A 26,807-nucleotide genomic window follows, 5' to 3' on the forward strand; every position below is an offset into this window, starting at 1 on the left:
AGCCGTGTGGAGTCTCAAGAATGAAAAAAGCTGCCCTTTGCGCGGGGCAGCTGTTATTATCCGGGGGACAGAGTTTGCAGTTCTGGTACACATTATGGAATCGCCTGCGAAGGTCTGCCACATTAGCGTCAAAACCTCCTCCGTCTGCATCCGAGCCTTAATTTCAGAACGAATTATTTTTTTGATCTCTCACGGGATAGAACCTCAACAGTAAATCCACCCGGTGTTTTAACAAAAAAAGTCCAACCATGTGCGTTCTGTGGAGGATCTACATCGATGCCGTCTTCTTTCATTCGTTTATAGATCTTATTCACCTGCTCATCGCTTTCCTGCACAAATCCGATGTGAAATGTTTTGGGATATTCAACTTGCTTTCCTTTCATTAAGGACAGTAACATCCCTTGATCGTCAGTTAACAGAGTAAACGAGTTGCCACGGGTAGACACAGTTTTCAGATCGAAATATTTCTTCAAGAATTCTTCAGTGGCTCGAACGTCAGTAACCGTCAGATTCAGATGGTTGAGATTCATCGAATCTCCTCCTCTACAAATTTACAATCGCTTTAAGGTCTTTGATATCAGGTTGTTGGGGTGAACGGTCAGTAACAATGAAAATCCGCCAAGCAGGATATAAGTAAACAATGGTCCGACAAACATGCGTACGGCTGCGTTGAAATCAACAATGTTTACCAATCCTTTTTTTCGCTTGCTCTAAAATAGCGAAATGCTCTTCATGACCTTCTCCGGCAAGGTTGAACAAAAAAGGCTTCTAGGCTGTGGAAACCGAGGAGACTCGGCAACGAAAATTGGCATCAATGCAAGGTGATTGGATTACATAAGACTGGAGATATAGTGATACGCAAAGTTATTTAATGCTTGGTGCAGTTCGTCACGATGATTCAACGAATTATTTTCAAACGAATCCAAATTTTCAGTTGAAATCAAACTGAACAGTTCGGTTTGATCATACGCTTTTATTTGTAAGTATGTCAAGAAGATTCATCGTTTATTATTGCCCGAAAATTAAAAAGGCCCATGAATTAAGTGAATCCAGACAAGCATAATTAGATGAAAAATTGGCGTAAATGATTTATGCTGACAGTACTACGATCAAAGAAGCAGGAGGGAAAAGAATGAAACCACTCAACGACAAGGTGGCCGTGATCACCGGAAGCAGCCGGGGCATCGGTGCCGCCACGGCCGTGTTATTCGCCAAAGCCGGAGCCGATGTTGTCATTAATTATCATCATTCTGAAAAAGAGGCTTTGCAGGTGCTTGAAAAAGTGGAGAACGTCGGAAGAAAAGGCATTGTGGTGCAAGCGGACGTCCGGAAGGAAGAAGATGTGAAAAAGTTGGTGGACCGGGCCGTTCAGGCATTCGGAAAAGTGGATATTCTCATCAACAATGCCAACATTGCCTTTGCAGTCAAGCCGTTTTTGGAGATGAGCTGGGAGGAGTTTTCCGTCAAGTTGAACGACGAGATGCGTTCTGCTTTCCATCTTTGCCAAGAAGTGGTTCCGTATATGGAAAAACAGGGAGGAGGAAAAATCGTCTTGATTTCCAGCGGGTTATCCCGGACGCCCGCGCCAGGATTTGTTGCTCACGGGACAGCCAAAGCAGCCATCGTGTCGTTTGCAAAATACCTGGCACTGGAATTGGGGCCCAAAAATATCCGGACCAACGTGATTGCCCCCGGTTTGGTGTTGACTGATGCGACAAAAGACCAACCGAAAGAAATGCATGAATCCATCCGGAATGTCACGCCTTTGCGACGCCTGGCCGAACCGGAGGATGTGGCCGGGGCTGTTTTGAGTTTGGTGGCTGATTGGAATTCGTTTATGAACGGCGCTTATCTTCCGGTCAACGGAGGAAATGACATGGATTGATGACAGACGGATAAAGGACATGGTCTCAGAGTTTTAAAAAAAGCCGGTAAATCACCGGCTTTTTTTGCAATTGGAGGTTGATCATTGCGGCAAAGAAGTATATCATTAGAATGATTCCTTTTTAATAATTATTATAATTTAGGGGGATGAAAATGAAAGTTTATGATTACCACCATCTCAACCATGTAAAAGAACAGCACACCTCCCGAAAAACCTTGTGGATCACCCTGGCGTTAACCGTTTTTTTCACAGCGGTTGAGGTGGCAGGCGGACTGCTGTCCAATTCGCTGGCTTTGTTGTCTGATTCCGCCCATATGATTTCCGATGTGTTTGCATTGGGCCTGAGTTTGACGGCCAGTTACATGGCCACACGAAATCCGGACGGAAAATATACGTTTGGTTTTCTCCGGTTTGAAATCATTGCGTCCTTCTTAAACGGGTTGGCTCTGGTTGTGATTGCAATCGGGATTTTTATTGAAGGCATCCGCCGGCTCATTGAACCCCGGGAAATCGATAAGCCTTTGATGTTGACGATCGCGGTGATCGGGTTGATGGTCAATATTGTGTTGACGGTGATTTTAAGCCGCAGTTCCAAAGAAGAAGAAAATCTGAACATCCAAAGTGCTCTCTGGCATTTTATTGGGGATTTGCTGAGCTCCGTGGGGATCATTGTTTCCTTCATCCTGATCTCCGTGACCGGGTTTTTGATTTTTGATCCGCTGATCAGTATGGTGATCGGAGGAATCATTTTTTACGGTGGTTCCAAAATCCTTTACGAATCTTATTTCATTCTGATGGAAGCCGTGCCGGAAAAGTTTGATCTGGAATCGGTCCGCCAAGACATCAGCAGAGTGGAAGGGGTTCGGGATGTGCACGAACTGCATCTGTGGGCGGTTTCCACGGACCATTATTCGCTGACGGCTCATGTGTTTATTGATGAAGCGGCAGAACCGTTTCTTGTGATCAAGGACATCAATGATACTCTCTCTCAAAAATACGGAATTGTCCACTCCACCGTCCAGATCGAACATCCTGCCGTTCATGATCACGGGGAGTACGGAAAACGTTTTTTGGCCGTCCATTGAGGAAAACTTCGAGGTCTAAATACCGGGAATCCACATATACAAAGTCTTGACAACAATCATCTCAAGGAGGTTATTTCATGTCGGAAGACTCGGTGTTTCCCGCCCGGTGGTATGCCGTTGCATGGTCGTCGGAGCTGAAAAAGGAGCCCCTCAAAAAACGGATCGCCGGCCGGGATATTGTGTTATTCCGGGGAGAAGACAACACCCCGCATGCCATTCATGCCTATTGCCCCCATCGGGGAGCCGACCTTTCGCTGGGATTTTGTGCAGACGGTGGAGTCCGGTGCCCTTTTCATGGTTGGTTGTTTCAAGGAGACGGAAGATGTACGGATATTCCATCCCAGCCCGGAGCAAGGATTCCTGAATTTGCCCATGCCACGGCATACCGGGTGATGGAGAAGGCCGGGCTGATCTGGGTTTATCCTTCCGATCACGCCCACGATGAGCTGACGTTGTTTCCGGAACTGGAGGATCCGGACCTCCGGCTTGTTCCTTTTCAATCCACATGGAAAGCCCATTTTACCCGGGTGGTGGAAAGCGTCTTGGATGTGGCCCATCTTCCGGTTGTTCACCGCCGGACGATCGGGAGAAAGTCTTCGCCGGATGTAAAAATTCAATTTCATGCGGAAGGGGATCGGATCCGCATTGAAAATAATCAAACCGAATTGGAGTACCGGTTTCCGCAACAATGGATATTACGCCCCCGATCCCGCGGAAAACACCGGTTGATTAATTTCGTGACGTTTACGCCGGTTGATTCTCATTCCACGGACATCCGGGGATATATCGGCCGAAATTTTGCCAAATCGTTCTTGATGGACAAAATCTTGTCCAAATTCAGCCTCAAGGTACTGAAAGAGGATCAGGAAATCGTGGAAAGTCAGCATCCGCGGCCCATACCGGAATCCCTTCGTTTGGAAGCGCATGTTGCGGCAGACGGACCCCAAGTCCGGTTCAGAAACCGGTGGTATTCTTTTTTGACCGGCAACGAGCCAAAGCTGTCTTCCATCGCGAATCATTTTGAATATTGAGATAAAAGGTGGCAGGAGGGGAGAGCAAGGGGGAAACCGGCATAAAATCGGCCACAGAAAGCGAACGTACATTCCTGAAAAATCCAAAATCGCCTCAGAGCGAATCTGGCGTGGTTTTAAGAGGCGTTAGGTTCTTTTGGACATATGGGTCGTGAATAAAAAAAGAGGGGCCTTACAAACGGAATGTGAAGGCCTTTATTTTTTTGCTCATTCCCATTATTTTCTTTTTCATCCTTTGTTATCCAACCGGTCGGTCAACTCTTCGATATCGGAAATCAACGTTTGCAGTGTAAAAGACTCCGTCTGGTTGATGGATTCGATCCGGTCTGCAGCCCGGCGCATGATTTTGGCTGCCTGCTTGAGATCTTGCACGGAAAGTTGCACTTGATATTCTTTATCCATTGTTTCACCTCGCCATAAAAATTAGTACCTTTGGCATCTGTTGAAAAACGATTGTGAAATGTAACATGAAACAGACATGTTCCCATGTTATCAAAAAAACGCCGGGAGGAAAATGACCATGGGGGTTGGCCCGAATCTTGTCATGTCAGGATGTTTCGCGCTTTTCACGCTGGTTTATTTTTTGCTTCAACGGTTTTACGGGGCGGATGTTCGCCTGTGGATGCTGATTTATTTTCCCGTACTCCTGTTTGTCATGACCTTTAGCTTCAATCATTGGCAACAACCGTTGAAAAGATTCATCGACCGGTTGAAAGAGCAGGCGCAAGCGGGTTTTTGGAAATGTATCATGATCATTGCAGGCATGGTTCTTTTCTGGGTGATTGCCATCATCTTGTTGATCGGGGTTCCGCTCGCTGTTTTTGAGCCCGAAGTTGCAAATCAATGATATCCATATCCGGTGGTTGTTGAAAAATCATGTGTTCCATGTATTATGAAATAGACATATTCCCATGTTATCAAAACATTGCAGGAGGGAGATGCGGTGAAAGTCGGTAAAAATTTATTATACTCTGCATTATACGCTTTAATTTTGCTTGGTATCATATTGATAAGAAAAAATTATGACGACGAAGAATTTCCTCAATGGATGGTCGTTTATTTCCCTGTATTATTTTTTGTTGCAACCTTTTGCATCCTTCATTGGAAGAAACCCTTGAAAAGAACCTTGGACCGGATGAATGAATGGGCGTATGACATGAGCTTTTGGAAAATCATCGTCATGATCTTAAGCATCCTGGTTTTTTCGGTGGTTGTCGTCGGGATCTTTATTGTATTGCCCATCATTATCTTTGAATCCTGAACTTCCGCAGATCCATTGATACATATGATATCTGGCAGGGTTTTAAGAATGACAGATATCGGAAATAAACAGCCGGTAAAAATCCAAGCGCCCGGGAAACCTGTATATGGTGTCTCGGGCGTTTTTTGTATGGATTTAAAGAAATTTATTTTTACAAATCCAATCCGATCATCAGAATGGATCTTTAATCGGAAATAAATGTAAAACAGACAGCCTAAACGACTGGGGATGAATGGTTCTATTGGAAATAACCAGTGGATTCCTCCTCTAAAAAACCGTTATATACGGTTACAAAATCTATATTTTGTAACGTTGTCAGTTGATGAGGGAAAAAGCAGACACCGATTTCTCAAAAAATGGCATTCCCCCCCTTGGATGTTATCTCATTAAGAAAAGTTAACTATAGTTTTGAGAAATAAAAAATGTTTAATGGCGCATCGAAACATTCGCATTGGAAATTGAATAAAAAACACGGAATTATTTCTTTTATTATTAAAAACGATTTTTCTGTATTTACTGAACATTGTGCGCAGACCCGGCTGCTTCGGTCGTGAAACACAAAGCTGCTCCCTCCCCCCTGCGCGTAAAAAATGAATTTGAATTTGCCCGGCGGTTCTCTTTATGAACATTTGAACCGCCGGGTTATCCGATATAGATTGCGAGATAATCATACCAGATTTTCAAAAATGTGATGGCGATGACAAGGGTCAAGCCGACCCGCAATGTACGGGGATTTGTTTTCTTGCTGACCATCGCTCCCGCCGGCGAGGCGATCAGTCCGGAAATTGCCAGAATCATGGAAGGAAGCAGCAAGATTTGATCCGAAACCAATTTGGCCGCCACCGATCCTGCAGAAGATACAAAGGCGATCGCAAGGGACGTGGCAATGGCCGTACGGGTGGGAATTTTAAAAACAAACAACAGGACCGGCACCAGAATAAACGAACCGGACGAACCGATGATACCGGAAAAAACCCCGACAACCAACGCAATCCCCATCACCGTCGCGGGATGAGAAACGATTGGACGAGCCGCGGTTTCCTTTGTCTCTTTTTCGGAGTGAAACATCATCCATACCGCCAAGGTAGCCAAGATGGCGTAGATGAAATGAATCCATGTTTCACTCAGCCATTTGGAACCATATCCACCGAGAAAACTCCCGGCCAATACGGCCGTTCCCATATAAACGGCCAGCGATTGATTGAAGGATCCCCCTTTCCCGTGAACAACGAGTCCCGCCATGGACGTGAAAAACACTTGAACCGCAACCATCCCTGTAACGTCATGAGCGGAAAATGCAGGGAATCCAAACAAAGGCGGAAGATACAACAACACCGGATATTGAACGATCGCTCCGCCGATCCCCAACATTCCGGAGAGAAAAGATCCGATGGCACCAAGCAGAAAAATCAGCACCATGAAACTGACATCCATTGCCGTACACTTCTTTCTGTTTCATTTTCAGGGCCTCCGAATCAATCCGGAGAATCCTGAATTCCCTTCTGTAGCATAGTGCTTTCAAACGCCTTCGTCAACAGCGTCAAAAAAGCCTCCTCCTCCCTTTTGCCGGTGAAAAACAAAAAAGAACATGAAAAAATCATGTTCTTTTCGAAGGGTTTGACTTGAACAGTTTGACGAACTTCCGCTTCACTTTTAACCGCTCGTGGTCAAACAGTCCGTTTTTCATTTTCTCCATCAATTCTTCCCTGCTTAACAATCCTTCGCGGTACATTCGGTTCAGTTTTTTTCTTTCTTCATACGATGGTTTGCGTCCTTGCATCATGGATGATTCCCACCTCGGTGTTTAAGATCGGTGTAGACCAGTGGAAATAGCAAACTGGCAAACAATGCAGCCCGTTCAATTTCGATATCTTCATAGGCATCGACCGGCGCTCCGGTAATGGTCAGAACCCCTATCCGGGTGGGTTCCATCATTCCGGCTTTGATCGGCACACATAATATGGTGCGGTATACCTTACGTGAATTCTTTTTTTGGTCATATTCATAATCCGGAGACTCGACATCAGGCACATAATAAATTTCCTTTGTTCTCCATGCGCGACCCGCTGCACTGCCGTGGATCGGGGGTTCATATATTTTTACGCGGTGAGAGTGTCCGCTGGAATGGGCGAAATGCACAAGTACATCATTTTTTTCAGGATGTTTGACGTGAATGATGACCCGGGGTTGTTTTTTTCGGAAATTCTTCAGTGTGTTCACCAGATAGTCCAGCAAATTCATGAAGATTTCATCGCGGTTTTGCTGGAAGCGGTTTTGATCGGCGATGGCTGCGGCCACTTCCTCAATGGTATACATAATTTGAGACATGGTGTAGGTTTCATCATTGTATTTGCTGTCCAATTCTTCATATAAACTTTTTAAAATCTCAATCTCATCTTCCGCTTTGGCCAATTGGTTTTTCTGCTGATCAATCTGCTGGTCTTTTTCTTTTAGCAAATCCATCAATTCTTGCCGGTCCTGTTCCAGAAGCAGCACTTTCTTTTCCAGCTCTTCTTTCTCGTTTCGGCAAGTGTCCAGTTGGATCATGGCCATTTGGCTGCTTTGATCCCCTTCGTCCAAACTGCGGCCCAACCAATCATTTTTCCCGGTGGCATAACGATAAATATGGATCACCAAGGTGGCTGTCAGACCGACAGCAATAATAATCACTAAAAAGTCAAAAAACCATCCTGAATTTTTATTTAACATCTCCAATAACTCGATAAGATCTTCCGTCATTGTTCCGCTCCCTGTTTTATAAAAATCAGTCTTTTGCAATGTCTGGATGGATTGTTTGAGTTTTTAGATCCCGAATGATATGAAGTTTCTGTTATTGATTCCATTATACAACAAAACGACAATCAGATATTAATATTTTAAAACAAGGAAAAAAGTTATATTTTTATGAATAAATAGAAATGCCCCCGGGATTGCATTAGAATATTCTTGACGTCAAATGATCAGGAGGATGACTGCATGAGCGGACAATCACCGTTTCAAACGTTGACCGGTTCATTGGATGCCTGGAAGAAAAAGGCTTCGGGGGGTTGGGGGATCTGGATGGAAGATCTTCATACCGGAGAAAAATGGATTTGGAATGAAAAGCAACCTTTTGTGGCGGCCAGCATGATCAAAGTGCCGGTGATGGTGGCAGTTTACCGGGCTCATGCGCAAGGAAAACTCTGCTTGAGCGACCGGATCAGGTTAAGGCGTGAAGATAAAGTCGGCGGCTCAGGGGTTTTGCAGCATCTTTCGTACGGAACGGAGTTTTCCATTCAGGATTTGGTCACCTTGATGATTATCCAAAGCGACAATACAGCAACCAACCTTTTGATTGACCGGTTGGGAAAAGATTATGTCCAAGAAACGATCCTTGACCTGGAAATGAACGATACGGTTTTCATCAACCGCCTCCATATCGTTCCGGCCGGCTCAAACAAAAGCAATCAAATCACCGCCAAAGACATGGCCCGTTGTTTCCGGCTGCTGGCAACCGGTCAAGCCGTTTCCCGTGATGCCAGCCAAAAGATGATCGAAATATTAAAAAAACAACAATGGCGGAATTGCCTGCCTGGATGGTTCCCTCCCTCCGAATCCGAAATCATCGGCAGTCTGCCACGATGGGAAATGGCGCACAAAACCGGGTGGGTCAGCCAGACGCTTCACGACGGGGGAATTTTATACATCGGTTCCCATTCCTTGATCCTGGTGGTATTAAGCAGCGGACTGGATCATCTTCAAGCGCAACGGGAAATCAACCAAATCGGCAAATGGGTTTACGATGCCTTCGCCCCTCCCGATGAAAAAACACGAACCTGATGATTTTATCAACCGTTTTATTCCATTTATGGTACCATACGAATGGAACGGAATATCCAACCGTCAACAAAACATATAGAAAGGTTGATTCAAATGTTCGGAAAAGTGGCTTCGGATGTGCTCGGATTGAGTGATATCGGATCCGTGATCAAACCGGAAGATTATGACAAAGTCGATTCGGACGATTTTGTGATGCACGAAGATGATGAGAAAATTTACTTTTTAATCAAATCCAAAACCGATGAGTATTGTTTCACGAACAAAGCGTTGATTCATCTGGACGGAACCAGCGCAACAAGCAAAAAACGTTCTCTTTACCGCTATGATTACAGTACACACAAAATTTCGGAAGTGATGCTCGAAACAGCCGGAACCGTCGATTTGGACATCGAACTCAAATTTAAAATCGGATCCAGAGTGTTGTCCATTGATGTCCATAAAAAACATTTGGATGAGTTGAAAGACTTATACAAAGCGTTGTTGAAAATCGCTGAAATCTCCCGTGATAACGAAATTATCCTGGAATACGCCAACCGGAGTCTCAATCTGGCTTCGTCCACTTTAAGCCAGCTACGGACCACCGAACACAATCCGGTCGAGCAATTCAAAGAGTTAAATCAGGCGGCATTCTCCTGGCTTGTTGAAGCGAGAAATCAGTATCATGTCAAAGATTACGGGTTTGTGTTTGAGCGTTATATCAACCGCTGATGAACAGGCATATCAAAAAAAGTCCTCTTGACCGATCCAAAGAGGACTTTTTTTGCGAGCACACCGCAAAAAAGCAAAAAATCACCGTTGTAAGAAGCACTCACGTTTGCTGAACATCGATCACGATCCGCCCTTTGACGTCGCCGCTTAAAATCTTTTCGCTTAAAGCCGGAACATCGCGAAGGCCGTGAACTTCGGTGAGTTGGTCCAAAAGTTCTGCCGGCAAAAGTTCCGACAGACGGTTCCACGCTTGGGTTCTTTCATCCGCCGGGCAGGTGTTGGAGTCGATGCCGACCAATTTGATCCCGCGTAAAATAAATGGATAAACCGTGGTGTGAAGTGAATGGTTTCCGGCTAAGCCGCAAGCGGCCACAGTTCCGTAATAGCTCATTTCACTCAACACATGAGCCAACGTGTCACCGCCCACCACGTCCACCGCGCCTCCCCACCGTTGGGATTCAAGCGGACGGGGCGCTTCGGAAAGTTCTTTCCTGTCAATGATTTCGCTTGCGCCCAGGGATTTTAAAAATTCATGGTTGTCCGGGCTTCCGGTGGATGCGGCAACCGTATATCCCAGACGGGACAAAATGGCTACGGCCAAGCTTCCGACCCCTCCGGATGCACCGGTGACCAAAATTGGTTTTTTCCGGTTGATTCCATGCCGCTCTAAAGCCGACACGGCCAACATGGCCGTAAGCCCTGCGGTCCCCAGACTCATGGCATGTTTCAATTGAAGGCCGGACGGGAGCGGAACCAGCCATTCGGGTTTCGCGGTTGCGTATTCGGCATATCCTCCCCAGTGTGTTTCTCCGGTTCCCCATCCGGTTAAAATCACCTTATCGCCGGGTTGAAATGCACTGTTTTTGGATTCGACCACCGTGCCGGCCAAATCAATGCCGGGAACCATGGGGAATTGGCGGACGATTTTCCCGCGATTTAAAACGGCCATGCCGTCTTTGTAATTCAAGCTGGAATACTGAACGCGAATCAGAACATCTTCTTCCGGCAAGTCTTTGATCTTCAGCATTTGAAAAGAATGGGAATATTGATCTTGCTTCCGGTCCACAACCAATGCGGTAAATTCACGATCTTGCACAGCGACAACCTCCTTCAAGCAAATACTTCTCTATTTTCTGCATAATTCCTTTCCGATACAATAAGAAGTACCCGATGTAATGGGAAAGGAGAAATCAGAATGATCCCTCAATACCTTGCGCGGATCGGTGTCCAGCCTCCGGTTCCGGTCCATCTGTCCGGTCTCACCGGGTTAATGCAAAAACACCAACAACACATTCACTTTGAAAACCTGGATATTCTCTCCGGACGGTCCATTCAATTGGATCCAAAATCCCTCTTTCAAAAGATCATCGTGAAAAAACGCGGAGGCGTTTGCTTTGAATTAAACGGCTTGTTTCATTGGCTCTTAAATGAATTGGGGTTTGACGTGCAAATGGTTGCAGGAACGGTATATGAATCATCCCGTGGAGAATGGGGATTGGAAGGAACCCATCTGACCAATCTTGTTTGTCTGAACCGGGAAAAATATCTGGTTGATGTGGGTTTTGGCGGAAACGCCCCGCGCCGGCCGGTTCCATTATCCGGAGAAGTTGTGCAAGATATTGCCGGACGATACCGGATCCGCTCCAACCCGGACCACTACGTTCTGGAGAAAAAAGAGCCCGGGACTGAAAGTTGGCAGGTCTTATACCGGTTTGCAGGGGATGCAAAAACATTTCAGGATTTTCATGAAGCTTGCCGTTTGATCGAAACTTCTCCCCGCTCTCCTTTTAACCGTTCCATTTATATTTCCAAAATGACGCCGGACGGCAGAGTCTCGTTGATCGGCCGAAAGCTGGTTCAAGTGACCCCGTCCGGAAAAGAAAAGAGAGAAGTGAGCGAAAACGAACTGCCCGCTTTGATCCGGGAAATATTCCAAATCAGGTGGGAATCACCGGAGGCTCAGTGATTTGAACCCTTCCCCGCGCGGAATCCATCCTCACTTTTCCGCCGATCGGCAACGTGAAATTAGGCCGGCAATGTCCGGCGGAAAAGCCGTAAAAGCAAGGAATTCCGAGCGGGGTGAAAAATGTTTCAATCATTTCCCGAAAAGGGATGGAAGGCTTGTCGCGACCGGGTTCGGCGAGCCGGAAATCAGAGAGAATCACTCCCCGCACATGTTCAAACTTACCGGCCAGCCGCAACTGATTCAGCATGCCGTCGATGGCATACACTTCTTCATTCACATCTTCCAGAAGCAAAATTTTGTCCCGGGTGTCCACTTCATAAGGGGTTCCCACGGCCGAACGCAACAAACTCAGATTGCCGCCGGTCAGTTCCCCTTCCGCCACGCCGGGAACAATGGAAAAGAAGTGTTCATTCGGGGGGTAACCCTCCACATCCCGGCCGGATAAGACGGAAAACAATACGTTCCAACTTTCTTCATTGTACCGTTCGCCGGACAATTCCGCACCCATCGGGCCGTGAAAAGTGACCAGGCCGCAGATTTGCCGGATGGCAATGTGAAGCGCCGTGATATCGCTGTACCCGACAAAAATTTTCGGATGGCGGCGAATCACTTCATAATCAATCCGGTCGATGATGCGCAAACTTCCATATCCGCCTCTCAAACAAAAAACGGCTTTCACTTCCGGATCGAGAAACATTGATTCCAAATCCTCTGTCCGGTATGAATCTTTCCCGGCCAGGTATCCATAGGCCTTGCCGGCCGATCTCCCGGTTTTCACCGCATAACCAAAGCCGGACAACATGCGGATGCAATTTTCCAACTCTTTTTCACGGACCGGACCGGCCGGTGCAATCAGGCCGATGGTATCTCCGGGCCGCAAAGCTTCAGGTTTTATCACCGAATCCAAATCCCACACCTCTTGTCGTCAGGATAAAAAAGGGAACACAAAGGCACCCCAGACCAAAACGGCTGCGGCATAAATCGCAAGCAGCAGCCAAACAATTTTTTTGCGGCGTTTGACATAACCTTGGTTTTGTTCCGGACTTTGGTTGACCCCTAACCGGATCGTGATGATCAATGAGAACAAAACGCAAAGTCCGACAAAAATCCAGAGCCAAATATTTTGCGACATCGACATAACCCCTTTTCCAAAGCATTATCTATCCCCCCCTATCATATCATGGCTTTTGTGCTTTGCAATCTCAGGTAAAAAGAAAACACCTTGAGTCCGTCTCAAGGTGTTTTCTGTCAGGAGATGAGTTTAACAGAACAGGTTTGTCATGCTTTTTCCAATCGAATCGGCAAGCTTTTCAACGACTGCCCCACACCGGAAGCGATCAAATGATCCGTCAAATTAAAGTTTTCCACCGGGTGGATGTCGGCAAAGCTTTTGACAAAGGTGGTCAGTGCAATTCTGGCTTCCATGCGGGCCAGCGGAGCCCCGAGGCAGAAATGCGGTCCGGCTCCGAACGTGAGGTGTTGCTTGTTGTTGGGACGATGGATGTCAAAGGTTTCCGCATTGGCAAATTGGGATTCATCCCGGTTTGCGGATCCGGCCCATGCGATAATCATTTGCCCTTTCTTCATCAAAGGACCGAAGACATTGGTGTCTTTCACGATCCGTCGGTCATTGGAAGCCGGGAAGCGAAAACGCAACACTTCTTCAATCAGATCGGGAACCAGCGAGATGTCCTCGCGCAACTCTTGATAAACCCCCGGTTGATCAAACAACATGCAATAAAATATATTAGCAATGAGCATGGTTGTGGTTTCATTTCCGGCGCCAAGCAACCCTCTGCTGGAATCAACGACTTCTTCGTCGTTTAACCGTTCCCCGTGAAGTTCAGCCCGGGTCAGGTCGGAAATGATGTCATCAGCGGGGTTTTTGCGTTTTTCTTGCACAATGGGATATAAGTATTCACGGAATTCTTTCAAAGCTTGTTGTTTTTTCTTGGCAATATCGTCATAGTGTTCTTTTTCATAGGGACGGAACAAAATATCGGACCAATGTTTGATCAAACGCCAGTCTTTGTTGGGAACCCCCAGCAGGTCGGCAATGACGGTGACGGGTAACGGAACGGCCAATTTTTCCACGATATCCACTGTTTCGTATTTTTCCATTTCGGCAATCAAGTCATTGACAATGGCTTGGATCCGCGGTTCCCATGATTCCAGACTGCGGGGGGTAAAAGCTTTGGCCAACAGCGCACGTCTTTTGCGATGTTCCGGCGGGTCACAAAAATTGACATTGGCCCGATTGTCCGTTCTGGGAGTGGGGATCAAACTTCTGGTTTTTACGTTGGAGAAAAGTTCATGATCGGACAGGACCCGTTTGGCATGATCATACAAAAACACATTCCATACGTCTTGTTCTTCATCGTAATATACCGGATGGTTTTCTCTCATTTCTTTGTACCATGCATAAGGCTCCCACTGCTCTTCTTTGGTTTTGAGTTTGGAAATTTCAGGAACGATGATGGTGTTGTTGGTATCACTCAATGAAAATCCCTCCCTATGTTAGAATAACATATGATAAATTAACTTATAATATGACGCCGGAGCAATTCGCAAAAATTTCAAATCAAGGTGATGTCCATGTATGCAGAAATATTGATTTTGGGGGAATTGATGTCAGGCCCCAAACATGGTTATGAAATCAAACGCAACATTCAAAACGCACTCGGCGATGAATTTGAAATCAACAACAACTTGTTGTATCCAGCGTTGCGCCGCTTTGTGGAGATGGGCGCCATTTCCAAGGAAGTGATTCAGTCAGAAGGAAAACCAAACCGCCACGTCTACTGTTTGACCGAGACCGGGGAGGAAATCTTTCTGGAAATGATCTGTGATTTTCCGGGTAAACTGGCGGCAAGACAAATCGAATTTTTAGTCAGGGTGGCATTATTTGACCGGTTGGAACCGGAAATACAACAAGAAATTATGCGAAACAGACAGGAAGTGTTACAAAAAAAGCTGGAATACTACCGGAAGGCTGAACAAGATCATGTGCAAAACCCTTATGTATTGAAAGTCATTGATTTGCAAAAAGCCCAGACGGAGCTCGAATTGAAATGGATTCAAAGCCTGTCGCAAGAGATGGATCAATAAAAAAAGACCCTGAGAGCGGGTCTTCTATTTCTTCAACTCAGATACCGTTTCGGTCCACCGCCGGACCACGGATTCCGGATCATATAAAGCAAAGCGGATGCCGGAAGTGATTTTCGCATATTTGGCCGTATCTTCTTTGACGGAAACCACCTTGGCCTGAAACCGCTCCCGGTTGTGTTTGGCATCCTTCAAGGCGGGCAGCGGTTTAATCGCCAGCCGGACATAGTGCACTTTTCCTTTGTGGACGGCGACCAAGGTTGCTTGTTTGGTTCGTTTTAAATTGGCGACGGTATGGGTCTTTGGCCAGAGGGCGATTCTCAGCTCCTCTTGGTTCAAAGCAACCATTTCCCCCACACTGACCATGGCGGCATGCGGCCAGCCGTCTTCGCTGACCGAAAGCAGCATCATGGCCTCCCGTGTTTTGTCTTTTAAGCTGTTTCCATCCAAAAAGCAAAACAGTTCTTCGGAAATGGCGGTTTGACTCATCATCCCTTCCCTTTCTCAGGCAAGCAAAGATTGGTAAGTGGAACGGTCAAGGTTTTTGATCAGTTTGATGGCAAATTCTTTGGCAGCCGCGATGTCCTCTTTATCGACAATGGTTACATTGGAATGAATGTAGCGTCCGCAAATCCCGATGGCGGCCGACGGCACTCCGATTCCGGTTTGATGGACACGCCCGGCATCCGTCCCTCCTTGCGAGACAAAGAATTGATATGGAATATCATTGGATTCCGCGGTGTCCAGCAAGAAGTCCCGCATGGCCGGCAGAGGAATCATCGAGCGGTCATAAATCCGGATCACGACCCCTTTTCCGATTTCGCCAAACCCGTCTTTCACTCCGGGAGTGTCACCGGCAGGACCGACATCCACGGCAAAAAAGACATCGGGGTCGATCATTTTGGCGGCCGTGGCCGCTCCCCGGGTGCCGACTTCCTCTTGCACCGTGGCGCCCGCATACAAGGTGTTGGGGTGCTTCTCGTTTTGCAATTCTTGCAACAATTCCACCGCCAATCCGCAGCCCAAGCGATTGTCCCAAGCTTTGCTCAACAGGCGTTTTCCGCCTTCCATTTCCACAAAGTCACAATGCGGCACCGCAAAGTCCCCGACTCTGACTCCCCAGCTCTTTGCCTCTTCATCGCTGTCGGCTCCGATATCGATAAACATCTGGGAGATTTCCATCGGTTTGCGGCGTTGTTCCAAACTGAGCAGATGCGGCGGGGTGGAACCGATGACGCCGGGAATTCGTTTGCCGGTGCGGGTCACAATCTCCACACGTTGCGAAAGCATGACTTGTGACCACCATCCGCCCAGTGTTTGAAATTTGAGAAATCCGTTGGAAGTGATTTTGGTAACCATAAACCCGACTTCATCCATGTGTCCGGCAACCAACACTTTCGGATCCGGAGCGCTTCCTTTTTTGACGCCGAAAATGCCTCCCAACCGGTCCGTCAGGACTTCTTCCGCCAACGGGGTTATGTATGAACGCATCCACTGGCGCACTTCATGTTCAAAGCCGGAAGCGCCGGGGATTTGTGTCAACTCTTTGTAAATTCCCAAATTGACTTCAGCCATCGTTACTCCTCCATCTTTTGTTGTTGATTTTTCCATTCTTGATATCGCCGGTGAACGGTGGCACGGGATACCGGATAACCAAAACCTTTCAACGTTGCGGCGATTTCTTCGAATGTCAGATTTTTTTCTTTCAATGCCACGATTTGTTCCACCGGAAGTTCTTTCCGTTCCCTTCCTCCCATCCCCTGGTTTTTAAGATTTTTCGCCGGATTGTATCCTTTCTCCCGGATGGCGCGTTTCATCCCCCAACTGATCTTCTGGTTCATCATTTTCCGTTGCAGTTCTTCGACTTTGGCGATAATGGCAAGCACGGTGGATTCTCCGGCTTCCAATTCCAACTCGCCTTGATGCTGTTTGGAATAAATGCGGCAACCGGAACGGTCCAGTTGATGGATAATCGCCAATTTTGCCTCTCCCCGTCCCAAGCGGGTGTCATCCTGGATCAAAATGGCGTTTGCTTTCTCCTTTTTAATCGTCTCAAACATTTGATACAACCCCGGCCGGTTTAAATCGAATCCGCTGTGTTGCTCCTTAATCACCTGACACACATCCATTTTTAATGTTTTTGCCCATTCGGTCAAAACTTCCACTTGCCTTTCAAGGCTGGTTTCCTGTTCTTCTTTTTGCGTGCTGACTCTCGCATAAATGATCGCTTTCATCGCAAATCTCTCTTCTCATCCTCTCCCATTCTTGCCAGACTTCGTTGAATTCAGTACAGTGAACAAGAAGGAGTGATCGGGGTGATCAATGAACAACTCATACAGCAAATCAATGAACTGGCTTGCAAAAAAAGAACGCAGGGTTTGACAGAGGAAAAAAGGAACAAGCCAAGCTGTATCAGATTTACCTGAAAGTGATCCGGGGACAAGTGAAACAGCAGTTGTCCCGGGTGCGCTTCGTGGATAAACCCAATCATGGATGAATGGTTTCGATTTCCATTATATTGTACATCCTCTCTTCCCACAATGAAACTGCAGTCAAACCGGCAAGAGTTTTTTGGCAGGAGGAAGAAAACATGAGAAATTGGTGGCTTGGTTCAATTTACTTAAGTGCCGCCGCTTCCATTTGGGGCGGAATGTATGTGGTAAGCAAAATGGTTCTGTACGCCATGCCTCCTTGGGTTTTGTCGGAGATGTGTTTTGTCATCAGTTTATGCGTGGTGGGGGTATGGGCTTTTTTGGCCCGTGAATGGAAAATCGCCCGCCGCGATGTGAAAGAAATGGCCTTGCTCGGTTTGATCGGTTATACTTATTCGATCGGTATGCAATTCGTTGGAACTGATTTATCCGGCGCAGCCTCAGGTGCCTTGATCACTTCCGCTTTCCCTGCATTCATCAGCGTTTTCACATGGTCAACACTGCGTGAAAAAACAAATTTGCGCCAAGGAACCGCTCTGGCCATTACGATCGTCGGTATCTTCATTGTAATTGGACTTCCGTTCGAAAATTTCACTTCTTTCGCGGGTCATCTGTTTTTATTTAGTGCCGCGATCACTTGGGCCATGTATACGGTGTTCCATCGGGGATTAGCTTTAAAGTATTCTTCACTCGCCGTGACCTTCTGGGCCAACCTGTTTGGCGTGATTTTTACGTTTCCCATCAGCTGGTGGGAATGGCATGCCAAAGGGGTGGCCTGGCCGACGGACCGGGGAATATGGCTGGGCATCTTGTATTTGGGAATCATTTCGGTTGCTCTCGCTTTTTATTTGTGGAACAAGGGATTTGAATATATCGATACTTCCGTCGGATCCCCGGTTTTTATTTTCCAGCCCGTTGTCGGCATGTTGCTGGGTGTTTGGCTGTTAAATGAGAAACTCACATGGAACTTCTACCCGGGTGCATTTTTGATCATCACCGGTGTCGTGCTTTTATCCATGGACAAAACAAAAAAAGAAACAACCAAAACGGCTCCGTGAAAGCACCGTGGTCCAAAAAGAAGCACTTACAAATCGAAGTGCTTCTTTTTTATGGAATTTAAGTGCCGTGAAGTGACACGGAACATTGGATATCCTCCCGGCCGGTTTCCCGTTCGCATTCTTGCCAGACCTCGTTGAATTCGGTACAGTGAACAAGAAGGAGTGATTGGAGTGATCAATGAACAACTCATACAGCGAATCAATGAACTGGCTCGCAAAAAAAGAACGCAGGGCTTGACAGAGGAAGAAAAAAAGGAACAAGCCAAGCTGTATCAAATTTACCTGAAAGCGATCCGGGGACAAGTGAAACAGCAATTGTCCCGGGTGCGCTTTGTGGATGAACCCAAACATTGATGAGGGATTTATTTTCCATTATATTGCATTCTCTTCCCACCATGAGACTTTTGGCAAGGAGGAAAGCAAGATGAAAAAATGGTGGCCCGGTCCCCTTTGCTTAAGTGCCGCCGCTTCCATTTGGGGCGGAATGTATGTGGTAAGCAAAGTGGTTTTAAATACCGTTCCTCCTTGGGTTTTGTTGGAGATGCGTTTTGTTATCGGTTTGAGTGTATTAGGGGCTTGGGCTTTTTTGGCCCGTGAATGGAAAATTGCACGCCGCGATGTGAAACAGATGGCCTTGATCGGTTTGATCGGCTATACCGGTTCCATCGGATTGCAATTCGTCGGCACGCATTTGTCCGGGGCTTCCCTGGGATCGCTGATTACTTCCGCTTCCCCGGCACTTATATCCGTTTTCGCCTGGAAACTGTTGCGCGAAAGACCCGGTTTTCGCAAAGGAGCAGCGCTGGTCATCGCAACCGTCGGGGTGATCCTTGTCATCGGTTATCCGTCGGAAACCGGCTCTTCCACCTTCACTGGCAATCTGATCTTGTTCGGCGCCGCGGTCACTTGGGCGCTTTATACCGTATTGAGCCGGGTGCAAACGCTCAAATATTCTTCTCTGACCGTGACCTTCTGGTCCAACCTGTTTGGCGTGATTTTTACGTTTCCCATCAGCTGGTGGGAATGGCATGCCAAAGGGGGGACCTGGCCGACGGACCGGGGAATATGGCTGGGCATCTTGTATTTGGGAATCATTTCGACTGCTCTGGCTTTTTATTTGTGGAACAAGGGATTTGAATATATCGACGCCTCCGTCGGGTCCCTGTTTTTCTTTTGCCAGCCTGTTGTCGGCACCCTGCTCGGAGCCTGGTTGTTAAATGAGAAACTCACGTGGAACTTCTATCCGGGTGCCTTCTTGATCATCGCCGGCGTCGCACTTTCATCCATGGACAAAACAAAAAAGAAACAGCCAAAACGGCTGCGTGAAGAATGGGAATAAGTTTAGCTGCTAAAATAAGGGGTCCTGTTAGGACCTTTTTTTATTGTGAGAGACTTTTCATATTAACATATTAATTGACACTGAACTTGTTTGTTCTTAATATCATCTCAGGGGAATGCAGGAAGCTTATAAAACTTTTTAAAACCAGCACCAGAAGACACTCCTATCTCCAAGGGAGGATTAAATATATTTATAATAACTCTTCTGGAATAACATATTCTTCCATACATTTAAGAGAGTATAAAGGCTCTGGCAATCGAGTTGCTGAGTCTATATGTTCTGAACTTTTTCGAAGTGAATGCACAACAAAAGCCCATTCTGCAGGATTATCCCCCTTTTTAAGATTTAACAATATAATTTCAGCAGTTACTGAATTCCAATAATGTTTATGCATCGCATCTCTATGTCTCAATCCTGTTTTAATTTTTTCGGCAGTAACTGGTTTTTCTTGAAACGAATAAAATACATTATCAGGTCCATTTTCAGGAGCAAACAATCCTTGATATTTACTTACTTCTCGGGTAGGGCTTGCAATTGGGATCGAAAGAGGTTTCTCTTCTGAAAAACGTAGCTTAACAATTCTTAACTCTGAATGGTGAAGAAAATCATCATAGATTTTGTAATTCTGATCATCAAATATTAACTCTTCATTATTGAGCTTAGGCCAATATTTCCGTAAGTTTCTCTCATCCAATAGCAAAAGTGCTGGATTTTTAATGTCTAATTCTTCAATTGCTTGTTTAAAGAATTCATGAATTCCTTCTCCATCAAAATTAGTTTGAATCTGTGTTATTTTCAATAATGCTTCGGAATAATATTGCCATTCATTTCCATTCTCCCCAGGTAAGCAAACCTTAATCTGAGTATCATTTGACGGTGCATAACCAACCAATGGAATTGTCAAGTTCCCTCTCTTTCTTCTCTTGTTAATCACCCAAAAAGCTAATAAGTCTAATTGTTTAGGTAACGAAGTTTTTTTATAGCCGGTATATAAAGTGTTTCTTTTCCATTGCATTTGTCTTCTTAATAAATCATTAATTGCCATCTTTATCCGCTCTTCGTAACTCTTAGGTTCCGCATATTCTGGTGTAATAAATTGCGTGAGTCTACCAGTTATCGCCAAACCATATCGAACAGAGCTTTTGGGATCACGATTAGCGTCCTTGGTACGGACAAACATTTTATTATAATTAGGCATTTCAATTAAAATACCGGTTCTGTTTTTTGGTTTTTCAAACAGTTTACTTATTGTATCAATACGATATTGAATAGCATTTTTAAGTTGTTGATTTGGATCTTCTGGATCAAAATCAAGTAAATTTGTAATAGGGTGAGGTTCACGTTTGACAATTTGTAACTTATCTTTGTTCTGATCATCATTTATTTCTTCTTTAATTAACTCTTCCCAACGATCAGCATCGTTTGACCAAATCTCTATTACTGCTTTTTGATTTATGGGTTGTTTTGAGTCAGTTAACAGTTTTTGTTGACGAAGTGTTCGTTGACGTATCCATTTAGACGAAGGTGAAAAGTTAAAAATCGAATATAGAGCATTATTTAGCGACTCAAAGAAATCCTTTCTGTCGTTTGCTGTAACTCCAGAACCAACGGGATGGCTAATCCCCATCCTCTGATCATAAACAATTAAAACATCTGGTTGGAATTTTTGGGGATTTACTAAAAGTTCTTTAATATCAGGAATTTTATTTTGATCAGCTGAGTTAATTCGATTAAGAAATTCAGGAATTCGATTCTCCCATCGAACAAAATCTTTGGATTCTTTTCTTAACTGTAGTTGGATGAATGTACTTTCTTGGGGAAGATCACTAAGCCAACTAATTGATTGTCTTGCCAGATAAACGCTTTGGTTAATTTTCCAAGGTAAATGGTTAACTGTATCAGTTAGTAATGGCTCTCCAACCCATCTTCTTAAACCGAGATCAACAAAAAGTTGGAGAGATGATTTTCCTAACATTCGTCCTACACTAAAAGTTAATTTATAAGAGTGTGCTGAAAAATCAGGATTTTCCGGCATACGTGATGGTTCCCAACTTACTATTTCAGCAGCTTGTCTTGTGTTTAACGGAGGCACAATTTGAAAAAGACGACCATTTTGCGGATCGCGGTATTCCCTTCGTATAAGTTCACGAACAATAAGCTGTGGTAAAATTCTTTTTAACATACTTTCAGGAAGTGTACGTACGTCAACCGCCTCCCATTTTATCCCATTTGTATTTAATCTTTGAGCAAAGGCGTGTGCTTGCTTACCAGGAAATTCAAAGTAGATCCATTGACGTATTAGACTAACAAGATTGTTCACATCAATTGTATGGAAGTTTTGATCAGAAATAAGCCAATATGTAGTGTTGTTTTTAAATGCATAATAATTGAAATCAATAATTTCGGGTGCACCTGCTAATAAAGCAGCTTGAAGACTTCGGGTGGGGACAAAATCTTTTTCTCTATTTATTTGTATTAAGTGATTTATAATGTCTTTCCATTGATCTGGAAGTTTAGGACAATAAACCTTTGAAATAAAATTTGGGATCTCATTGATATCCCAAGCTATGGGTTGAAGTTCTTTTAAAACTGAACGACTCTGCATCCTCTACCCCTCCTAGTTGAAAAAGTATTTGTTTAAGCCCCTGGTATGCTGGCTCATACAATGTTTTTGCCAACTGGATATCCAAGGCTGATGCTTGTGTATTATCTCCTAAATATTGATTTAAAATGTTATACCATTGAAATAAGGTACTGTTACTATTTGATTGGTGAAATGCTCCATCCACAAAAAACACACGTGCTGATCTATTGCCACGTACTAATCGCCCAACTGTTTGCCACACGATAACAAATTGATCCCACGCTACTTCATATATATATTCATTATCGTTGGACTTGAAGGAACTTAGACGTTTAGACCAATGTTTATACATATCACGTCGATATTTAATAAGAGCTTGTGCACCTTTTCCATATGTAGAAGGAATTTGATCCTTATTTTCTAAGATTAATTGCATTGCTTTTTGATTAATTCCTATGACATGTTGACTAATATCATCCGGAACAGGAAAAGGACGAACTAGGAAAAAAGCAGATCCCAATAATGCACCTTTGTGATCATCCAATATATTAAATCCTCTCTGAATTGCCAACAAAGGGGCAACAAGAATATCTGCATCTCGAGAAGAAAAAGATTCAATTTCACCTCTTGATAGGCTAATACTGTCTAAAGACAAATCTGGATCATCATCCGGCAACATACATAAAACTCGTTGATTCCATTCAGTAGTTCCATTAAGTACATGTGTAATTATGCGTGCTTCTTTATAACTCCCGACAACTAATAAGATTTTCCTTGGTTGCTCAGGATTCTGCTTTACCCAATAATCTAATTCTCTTTGAAAGAAGGAAGCTTTTTCTCCTTGTTTAATGGATAACCGTAAAGCTAATTTCTTTATTTGTTCTGTTCGAAGATTTCCATAAAAGCCAGATACTCGGATAGGTTTATCATTTTCAAAAAATGGTTTGTATTCAAAATAAATTTTAGGTGCTTCTAATTCTTTATGAGTAGGTATTAAAAGCGCATCTGGTTGCTTAGATAAGTGAAATTGAGGAGATCCTGGTGCCCAGCTTGTAGCTGAAGTAATAAATACATGTGGACCATAGGTGCCATCTATAAACGCAAAGATTTCATGGAAATGATATAGTATCCATCGTCCAATCCCTAAGCAATGAATGTATCTAAATAACCCTCCACCTTTCTCATTCTGAGTATATTGATACCCGAGTAACCACCCAATTGGTGAATCTGGTACTAGATCAGAATACTCAGTAGGAATGGTTTGAGGAATATCGCCATCATCCCCTACCTCTTTAGTGATCCACCCCCAGTTTCGTAACACATTTTCCCATTTTTCATCCATAACGATTAAAAAAACTCCAAACTCTAATTTTCTCAGTAAAGCATCTTTGTTCTTGATCTCCTTTAAAGACCACGGAAGAAACTGCTGAATCCAATGTGAAAGTTCATTACGAATAACACCTTCTTTTAGATAAAGAGGGTTATTAACTAATTCTGCTAGTCGACCACCTCGTTGCAGTGAAGTAGCATTTCTGGAGTATGCAGAGAACGCTTCGAAAAGCAATTTTTCTACTTCTTCATTTTTGTTCCCATATGGATCCTTAGCAAACTGTTCTGCCAAATCTCGAATAATAATATAGTTAGTTAATGGACGCTGGCTAATCCATTTTACTAAATCGGGATTATTCAAGATCATATGCATTAAATGGCTTGCGTGATGCGCTGCTTCCAACAAGTTTCCTCCTACTTGACGATAACCTATCTCAATTAAGTCTTTCCAAGAAGTTTGTGATAAACGTGTATGCCATTTAATCTGTAATTTATCTAAAAGTGCCTCAGGTTTACCAAATAAATCATTTATTGGCGCAAACATTCGGTCCCATAAAACTTGAACACGATCTGCTTCGTCAATGATTACCAAATCGCTGTAATAGTATATGGCTTCTAAAAAACGCATATCTAATTGATTGAGATTTTCTGGAGCTTGAGAATATATAAAGCTAGCAGGATTTACTATCCATACTCGACTATTTACTAAATCATGATTTGCTTGATGAACTGGACAAATAGGGCGAAGCGGGCAGTCATAAGTTTTCCCATCTCTGATTAGTCGGTTACATGGTTCCTGACCAACAGGGATAGGCTTTTCTACTAACCCATTAAGCGCACAAGATGCAGTTAGCCACCGGGCTGCGATATACGCTGTATCTCTCTTATTGAGCGACTGATATAAAAATTGCTTAGGATTTAAGTCTTTTACATGCGCTTGTCCATATTTTGCACGGTGTTGATTGCGTTTGACTCCTAAAGCAGGCGCGGCTGAAATCCCAAGTTTTGTAAATTGCGCAGCCATATCAATTGCTTCCGAAACAGTCCCTACCATCAAGGTAATGTGAAGTTTTTTCTTCTTTACCAGATAATAAGTGAGTAAGTGAATCAGTGTTGATTTACCTGCACCAACCATTCCTACCAAGTGAAATAGACCGTCAATGGTAAAATGGTTAGAGTTTTTAATTAAAAGTCCATTTTTAACAAGGTGAAACCTAAGATTTTGAACTCGCCAAATCCAATTACCTTTTGGATCTTGTTTTTGTAATTCCTTTGCAACACTTAACAACTCATCCATATGTATTTGAATAGGTGATCGTTTTCTTCGATAAGTAACCTCCTTAGGAACTTTAGGATGGTCTTTTACCTTTCTTGCTAATGCTTCTGGAAATCGTATATATCTTCGTTCGGTTTCTCCTTCAACAGTAAAGTAATATTCTTCCCCACCCTGAGCCCAATGTTTTGTATTAATTCTCCATCTAGCAGGGCAACACAATGCTTCATCATAATGTACTACTCTATCTTGAACAAAAGCAACATAAATCCGCTTGCTCGTCCCTTGTTTTAAATTAACATCATACATTCTAAAATGTTTTGGGTATGCACAATACCTTTCTAACCACTCTCTCCATGAGGATTTAGTTCGTAGATATCTAACACGACGGCGGGCAATTGAACACATTGTTCTAGATTCAATAGTACTGGGTACACTAGGAAGTTGATACCCTGATAATAAAGCATATACATCTAAAACATGATGATCAGGAATCAATTTTTCATGTAAACGTAAACACAATTCCACTTCCAAAAAACGATCAAGTTCTATTCTGCTAAAAGGTAAGTCCTTAATTTTTTTGAATTTATTTTTTAATGGTGTTAACCAATCTTTCCAATTACGCATGTTTTAACCTCTCTTTCACTTGTTTAATAAAATCATCAACAAATATTGCATCACAATTCTCTTGTCCTTTCCAAGTTTGCTTAAATACTTCCAAATAACCAGGTTTCCGGCGATATGTTGGAAAAACAAAAAATGCCTTTTCCCATAAAAGCACAGTACTAAAAGACTTTTCTTTCCTATTTTCTATCCTCGCAAGATTTCGTGGATTAAATATATCTTTCATATCAACAGCCCAAAATTCCCCATCAGGGAATTCGATATATAGATCAAATAGATCTATCTCGGGCCACAGTTCAACATTTAATTTTAGTTTTTCTGTTAATAAGTTATATAAATTAAGAAGCGGTTTTTCTGGACCTACTGTTGAATACTGTATACCACGAATAGTCCTCATTGCTTCTTGAGGACATTCCAAAAATGTTGCGTCATGAATGTTTATTATACGTCCACATAAATCACTGTAGCATTGTGCATATTGATTATTCTTCCACTCCAAAGCCCATCCGCAACGCGGGCATAATGCAATATACTTCTGTTGTTTATCATATCTTAAACAGATTGGCGGAATAGGTTGATAGCACTGAATTAACAAGGACTGAATTTTTGAGTCCCAATTATAATAATCTAAAATTTCAGGAATACCTCTGGTCAAAAACGGATTTTCAACTAAAAATCTCCTCGCCTTGCTATATTCATCAACTAGGTAATTATCATAACAATACTTTAGTATTTCTTTCATAGGTCGATCTTGAATCTCACGCTCAAGATCTGACGAACCAACATAATCTTTCCCAAGTTCTATACAAAGTTCAGTGGGTGAGCCATAAAACAAAATGGAACCTGACAATTGTAATTCCTTAAAGATATCACCCACCCCCTCCCATTTTTCAACTGGACAGTGTAACCACTCAATTAGTTCAGGAAAATGTTTTGGAGGATCTGCTTCTTGTGTGTAACAAAATAAAGTTAGTCGATCCCAAGCTCGTTGTAAACTTGGTTCAAGTTCTGTCACTGGTTTATAGGTATGTTGTTTCAATTTTTCTTCTTGATAAATCACTCCAGCTGCCAAGTGAATTAAAACTTCTTCAGCTTCTTTTAGTAAATCTGGGGATATATATTTATTCAATCTAAACATCCTTTCGTCAATTTAAAAATATTAAAAAACAAGATATATAAATTATTTTAGTGTGTTGTGACCAAGTATTTCTCAAGACTAATTTAAATCTCGCTAAAATATTGTTTTTAATATTCTTTCCATTTTTATATTAATATCCATCTAAATGATATAGATGCAGAGTTGTAAGA

General features: G+C 43.7%; 28 protein-coding genes. 13 read left to right on the forward strand and 15 right to left on the reverse strand.

Translation table 11 applies throughout. The features are described from left to right. Positions 1-173: 173 nt before the first annotated feature. Entirely contained in the window at positions 174-530 is a 357-nt protein-coding gene (locus H1R82_RS02395) for a VOC family protein (RefSeq protein WP_138614989.1), read from the reverse strand. A gap of 602 nt (positions 531-1,132) precedes the next feature. Here H1R82_RS02395 and H1R82_RS02400 point away from each other — a divergent pair. The 3 genes from H1R82_RS02400 (at position 1,133) to H1R82_RS02410 (ending at position 4,001) form a co-directional block, all read left to right on the forward strand. Continuing rightward, the gene (locus H1R82_RS02400; RefSeq protein ID WP_181732125.1) at positions 1,133-1,885 is read left to right on the forward strand and encodes an SDR family NAD(P)-dependent oxidoreductase; all 753 of its coding nucleotides are present in this window, start codon (positions 1,133-1,135) and stop codon (positions 1,883-1,885) included. Positions 1,886-2,037: 152 nt separating this feature from the next. Next, positions 2,038-2,970, forward strand: a complete 933-nt coding sequence (locus tag H1R82_RS02405) for a cation diffusion facilitator family transporter (RefSeq protein WP_181732126.1) — start codon at positions 2,038-2,040, stop codon at positions 2,968-2,970. Between the two features lie 77 nt (positions 2,971-3,047). Further along, positions 3,048-4,001, forward strand: a complete 954-nt coding sequence (locus tag H1R82_RS02410) for a Rieske 2Fe-2S domain-containing protein (protein ID WP_037995334.1) — start codon at positions 3,048-3,050, stop codon at positions 3,999-4,001. A 228-nt stretch (positions 4,002-4,229) separates the two neighbouring features. Here H1R82_RS02410 and H1R82_RS02415 read toward each other — a convergent pair whose 3' ends face one another. Then, on the reverse strand, positions 4,230-4,403 hold the full coding sequence (locus H1R82_RS02415) for a hypothetical protein (protein WP_170151223.1): 174 nt from the start codon (positions 4,401-4,403) through the stop codon (positions 4,230-4,232). 118 nt (positions 4,404-4,521) lie between these two features. On the opposite strand from H1R82_RS02415, the gene H1R82_RS02420 reads away from it, so the two are divergent. After that, a complete protein-coding gene (locus H1R82_RS02420) occupies positions 4,522-4,848 on the forward strand; it encodes a hypothetical protein (RefSeq protein ID WP_181732127.1) in 327 nt (108 codons plus the stop codon). Positions 4,849-5,115: 267 nt separating this feature from the next. Then, positions 5,116-5,262 (forward strand): hypothetical protein, encoded by a 147-nt coding sequence (locus H1R82_RS02425; protein ID WP_156097719.1) that lies wholly within the window; start codon positions 5,116-5,118, stop codon positions 5,260-5,262. Between the two features lie 642 nt (positions 5,263-5,904). Here H1R82_RS02425 and H1R82_RS02430 read toward each other — a convergent pair. From H1R82_RS02430 to H1R82_RS02440, 3 genes are all read right to left on the reverse strand, one after another. Next, positions 5,905-6,696: a sulfite exporter TauE/SafE family protein gene (locus H1R82_RS02430; protein WP_181732128.1), complete on the reverse strand. Its 792-nt coding sequence runs from the start codon at positions 6,694-6,696 to the stop codon at positions 5,905-5,907. A gap of 163 nt (positions 6,697-6,859) precedes the next feature. Then, positions 6,860-7,045, reverse strand: coding sequence for a hypothetical protein (locus tag H1R82_RS02435; protein WP_037994465.1), 186 nt, complete (start codon positions 7,043-7,045; stop codon positions 6,860-6,862). Next, the gene (locus H1R82_RS02440) at positions 7,042-8,001 is read right to left on the reverse strand and encodes a GAF domain-containing protein (protein ID WP_181732129.1); all 960 of its coding nucleotides are present in this window, start codon (positions 7,999-8,001) and stop codon (positions 7,042-7,044) included. Before H1R82_RS02440 ends, H1R82_RS02435 begins: the two co-directional genes overlap by 4 nt. 237 nt (positions 8,002-8,238) lie before the next feature. Here H1R82_RS02440 and H1R82_RS02445 point away from each other — a divergent pair, with 237 nt between their 5' ends. Beyond that, positions 8,239-9,081: a serine hydrolase gene (locus tag H1R82_RS02445; RefSeq protein WP_181732130.1), complete on the forward strand. Its 843-nt coding sequence runs from the start codon at positions 8,239-8,241 to the stop codon at positions 9,079-9,081. A gap of 93 nt (positions 9,082-9,174) precedes the next feature. Then, the gene (locus tag H1R82_RS02450; RefSeq protein WP_181732131.1) at positions 9,175-9,789 is read left to right on the forward strand and encodes a PH domain-containing protein; all 615 of its coding nucleotides are present in this window, start codon (positions 9,175-9,177) and stop codon (positions 9,787-9,789) included. Positions 9,790-9,889: 100 nt separating this feature from the next. Here H1R82_RS02450 and H1R82_RS02455 read toward each other — a convergent pair whose 3' ends face one another. Then, positions 9,890-10,885 (reverse strand): MDR family oxidoreductase, encoded by a 996-nt coding sequence (locus tag H1R82_RS02455; protein ID WP_181732132.1) that lies wholly within the window; start codon positions 10,883-10,885, stop codon positions 9,890-9,892. A gap of 99 nt (positions 10,886-10,984) precedes the next feature. On the opposite strand from H1R82_RS02455, the gene H1R82_RS02460 reads away from it, so the two are divergent. Then, positions 10,985-11,755 carry an arylamine N-acetyltransferase family protein gene (locus H1R82_RS02460; protein ID WP_181732133.1) on the forward strand — a complete coding sequence of 257 codons (771 nt, stop codon included), beginning with the start codon at positions 10,985-10,987 and terminating at the stop codon, positions 11,753-11,755. Here the strand turns inward: H1R82_RS02460 and H1R82_RS02465 are convergent. The 3 genes from H1R82_RS02465 to H1R82_RS02475 form a co-directional block, all read right to left on the reverse strand. Then, on the reverse strand, positions 11,727-12,653 hold the full coding sequence (locus H1R82_RS02465; RefSeq protein WP_309544775.1) for a S66 peptidase family protein: 927 nt from the start codon (positions 12,651-12,653) through the stop codon (positions 11,727-11,729). The genes H1R82_RS02460 and H1R82_RS02465 overlap by 29 nt on opposite strands. A gap of 27 nt (positions 12,654-12,680) precedes the next feature. Next, positions 12,681-12,887 carry a hypothetical protein gene (locus H1R82_RS02470; RefSeq protein ID WP_181732135.1) on the reverse strand — a complete coding sequence of 69 codons (207 nt, stop codon included), beginning with the start codon at positions 12,885-12,887 and terminating at the stop codon, positions 12,681-12,683. Between the two features lie 146 nt (positions 12,888-13,033). Further along, a complete protein-coding gene (locus tag H1R82_RS02475; RefSeq protein WP_181732136.1) occupies positions 13,034-14,254 on the reverse strand; it encodes a cytochrome P450 in 1,221 nt (406 codons plus the stop codon). A 96-nt stretch (positions 14,255-14,350) separates the two neighbouring features. Between H1R82_RS02475 and H1R82_RS02480 the strand changes: the two genes are divergently transcribed. Further along, positions 14,351-14,863: a PadR family transcriptional regulator gene (locus H1R82_RS02480; protein ID WP_181732137.1), complete on the forward strand. Its 513-nt coding sequence runs from the start codon at positions 14,351-14,353 to the stop codon at positions 14,861-14,863. 24 nt (positions 14,864-14,887) lie between these two features. Here the strand turns inward: H1R82_RS02480 and H1R82_RS02485 are convergent, their stop codons facing one another. From H1R82_RS02485 to H1R82_RS02495, 3 genes are read right to left on the reverse strand one after another with little or no spacing between them, the layout of a single operon-like run. Then, a complete protein-coding gene (locus H1R82_RS02485) occupies positions 14,888-15,352 on the reverse strand; it encodes a pyridoxamine 5'-phosphate oxidase family protein (protein ID WP_181732138.1) in 465 nt (154 codons plus the stop codon). A 12-nt stretch (positions 15,353-15,364) separates the two neighbouring features. After that, on the reverse strand, positions 15,365-16,435 hold the full coding sequence (locus tag H1R82_RS02490; RefSeq protein ID WP_181732139.1) for a M42 family metallopeptidase: 1,071 nt from the start codon (positions 16,433-16,435) through the stop codon (positions 15,365-15,367). Positions 16,436-16,437: 2 nt separating this feature from the next. Beyond that, the gene (locus H1R82_RS02495; protein WP_062843005.1) at positions 16,438-17,094 is read right to left on the reverse strand and encodes a YneB family resolvase-like protein; all 657 of its coding nucleotides are present in this window, start codon (positions 17,092-17,094) and stop codon (positions 16,438-16,440) included. 122 nt (positions 17,095-17,216) lie between these two features. Between H1R82_RS02495 and H1R82_RS02500 the strand changes: the two genes are divergently transcribed. The 4 genes from H1R82_RS02500 to H1R82_RS02515 all read left to right on the forward strand — a co-directional run bounded on the left by H1R82_RS02500 (position 17,217) and on the right by H1R82_RS02515 (position 19,689). Next, positions 17,217-17,357, forward strand: coding sequence for a DUF896 domain-containing protein (locus H1R82_RS02500; RefSeq protein ID WP_198053702.1), 141 nt, complete (start codon positions 17,217-17,219; stop codon positions 17,355-17,357). A gap of 93 nt (positions 17,358-17,450) precedes the next feature. After that, positions 17,451-18,350: a DMT family transporter gene (locus H1R82_RS02505; RefSeq protein ID WP_181732140.1), complete on the forward strand. Its 900-nt coding sequence runs from the start codon at positions 17,451-17,453 to the stop codon at positions 18,348-18,350. Positions 18,351-18,521: 171 nt separating this feature from the next. Continuing rightward, positions 18,522-18,704 (forward strand): DUF896 domain-containing protein, encoded by a 183-nt coding sequence (locus H1R82_RS02510; RefSeq protein WP_037994442.1) that lies wholly within the window; start codon positions 18,522-18,524, stop codon positions 18,702-18,704. 70 nt (positions 18,705-18,774) lie between these two features. Continuing rightward, complete coding sequence (locus H1R82_RS02515; RefSeq protein ID WP_181732141.1) at positions 18,775-19,689, forward strand: DMT family transporter; 915 nt, start codon at positions 18,775-18,777, stop codon at positions 19,687-19,689. A 190-nt stretch (positions 19,690-19,879) separates the two neighbouring features. On the opposite strand, the gene H1R82_RS02520 is transcribed toward H1R82_RS02515, so the two are convergent. The 3 genes from H1R82_RS02520 to H1R82_RS02530 are packed head-to-tail and all read right to left on the reverse strand — an operon-like array spanning position 19,880 to position 26,628. Then, positions 19,880-22,294 (reverse strand): pPIWI_RE module domain-containing protein, encoded by a 2,415-nt coding sequence (locus H1R82_RS02520; protein WP_181732142.1) that lies wholly within the window; start codon positions 22,292-22,294, stop codon positions 19,880-19,882. Further along, a complete protein-coding gene (locus tag H1R82_RS02525; RefSeq protein WP_062843009.1) occupies positions 22,239-25,502 on the reverse strand; it encodes a pPIWI_RE_Z domain-containing protein in 3,264 nt (1,087 codons plus the stop codon). Before H1R82_RS02525 ends, H1R82_RS02520 begins: the two co-directional genes overlap by 56 nt. Beyond that, positions 25,495-26,628, reverse strand: a complete 1,134-nt coding sequence (locus H1R82_RS02530) for a restriction endonuclease-related protein (RefSeq protein WP_062843010.1) — start codon at positions 26,626-26,628, stop codon at positions 25,495-25,497. Before H1R82_RS02530 ends, H1R82_RS02525 begins: the two co-directional genes overlap by 8 nt. Positions 26,629-26,807: the final 179 nt, after the last annotated feature.

This window comes from Thermoactinomyces intermedius, assembly GCF_013912365.1.
Lineage (GTDB): Bacteria > Bacillota > Bacilli > Thermoactinomycetales > Thermoactinomycetaceae > Thermoactinomyces > Thermoactinomyces intermedius.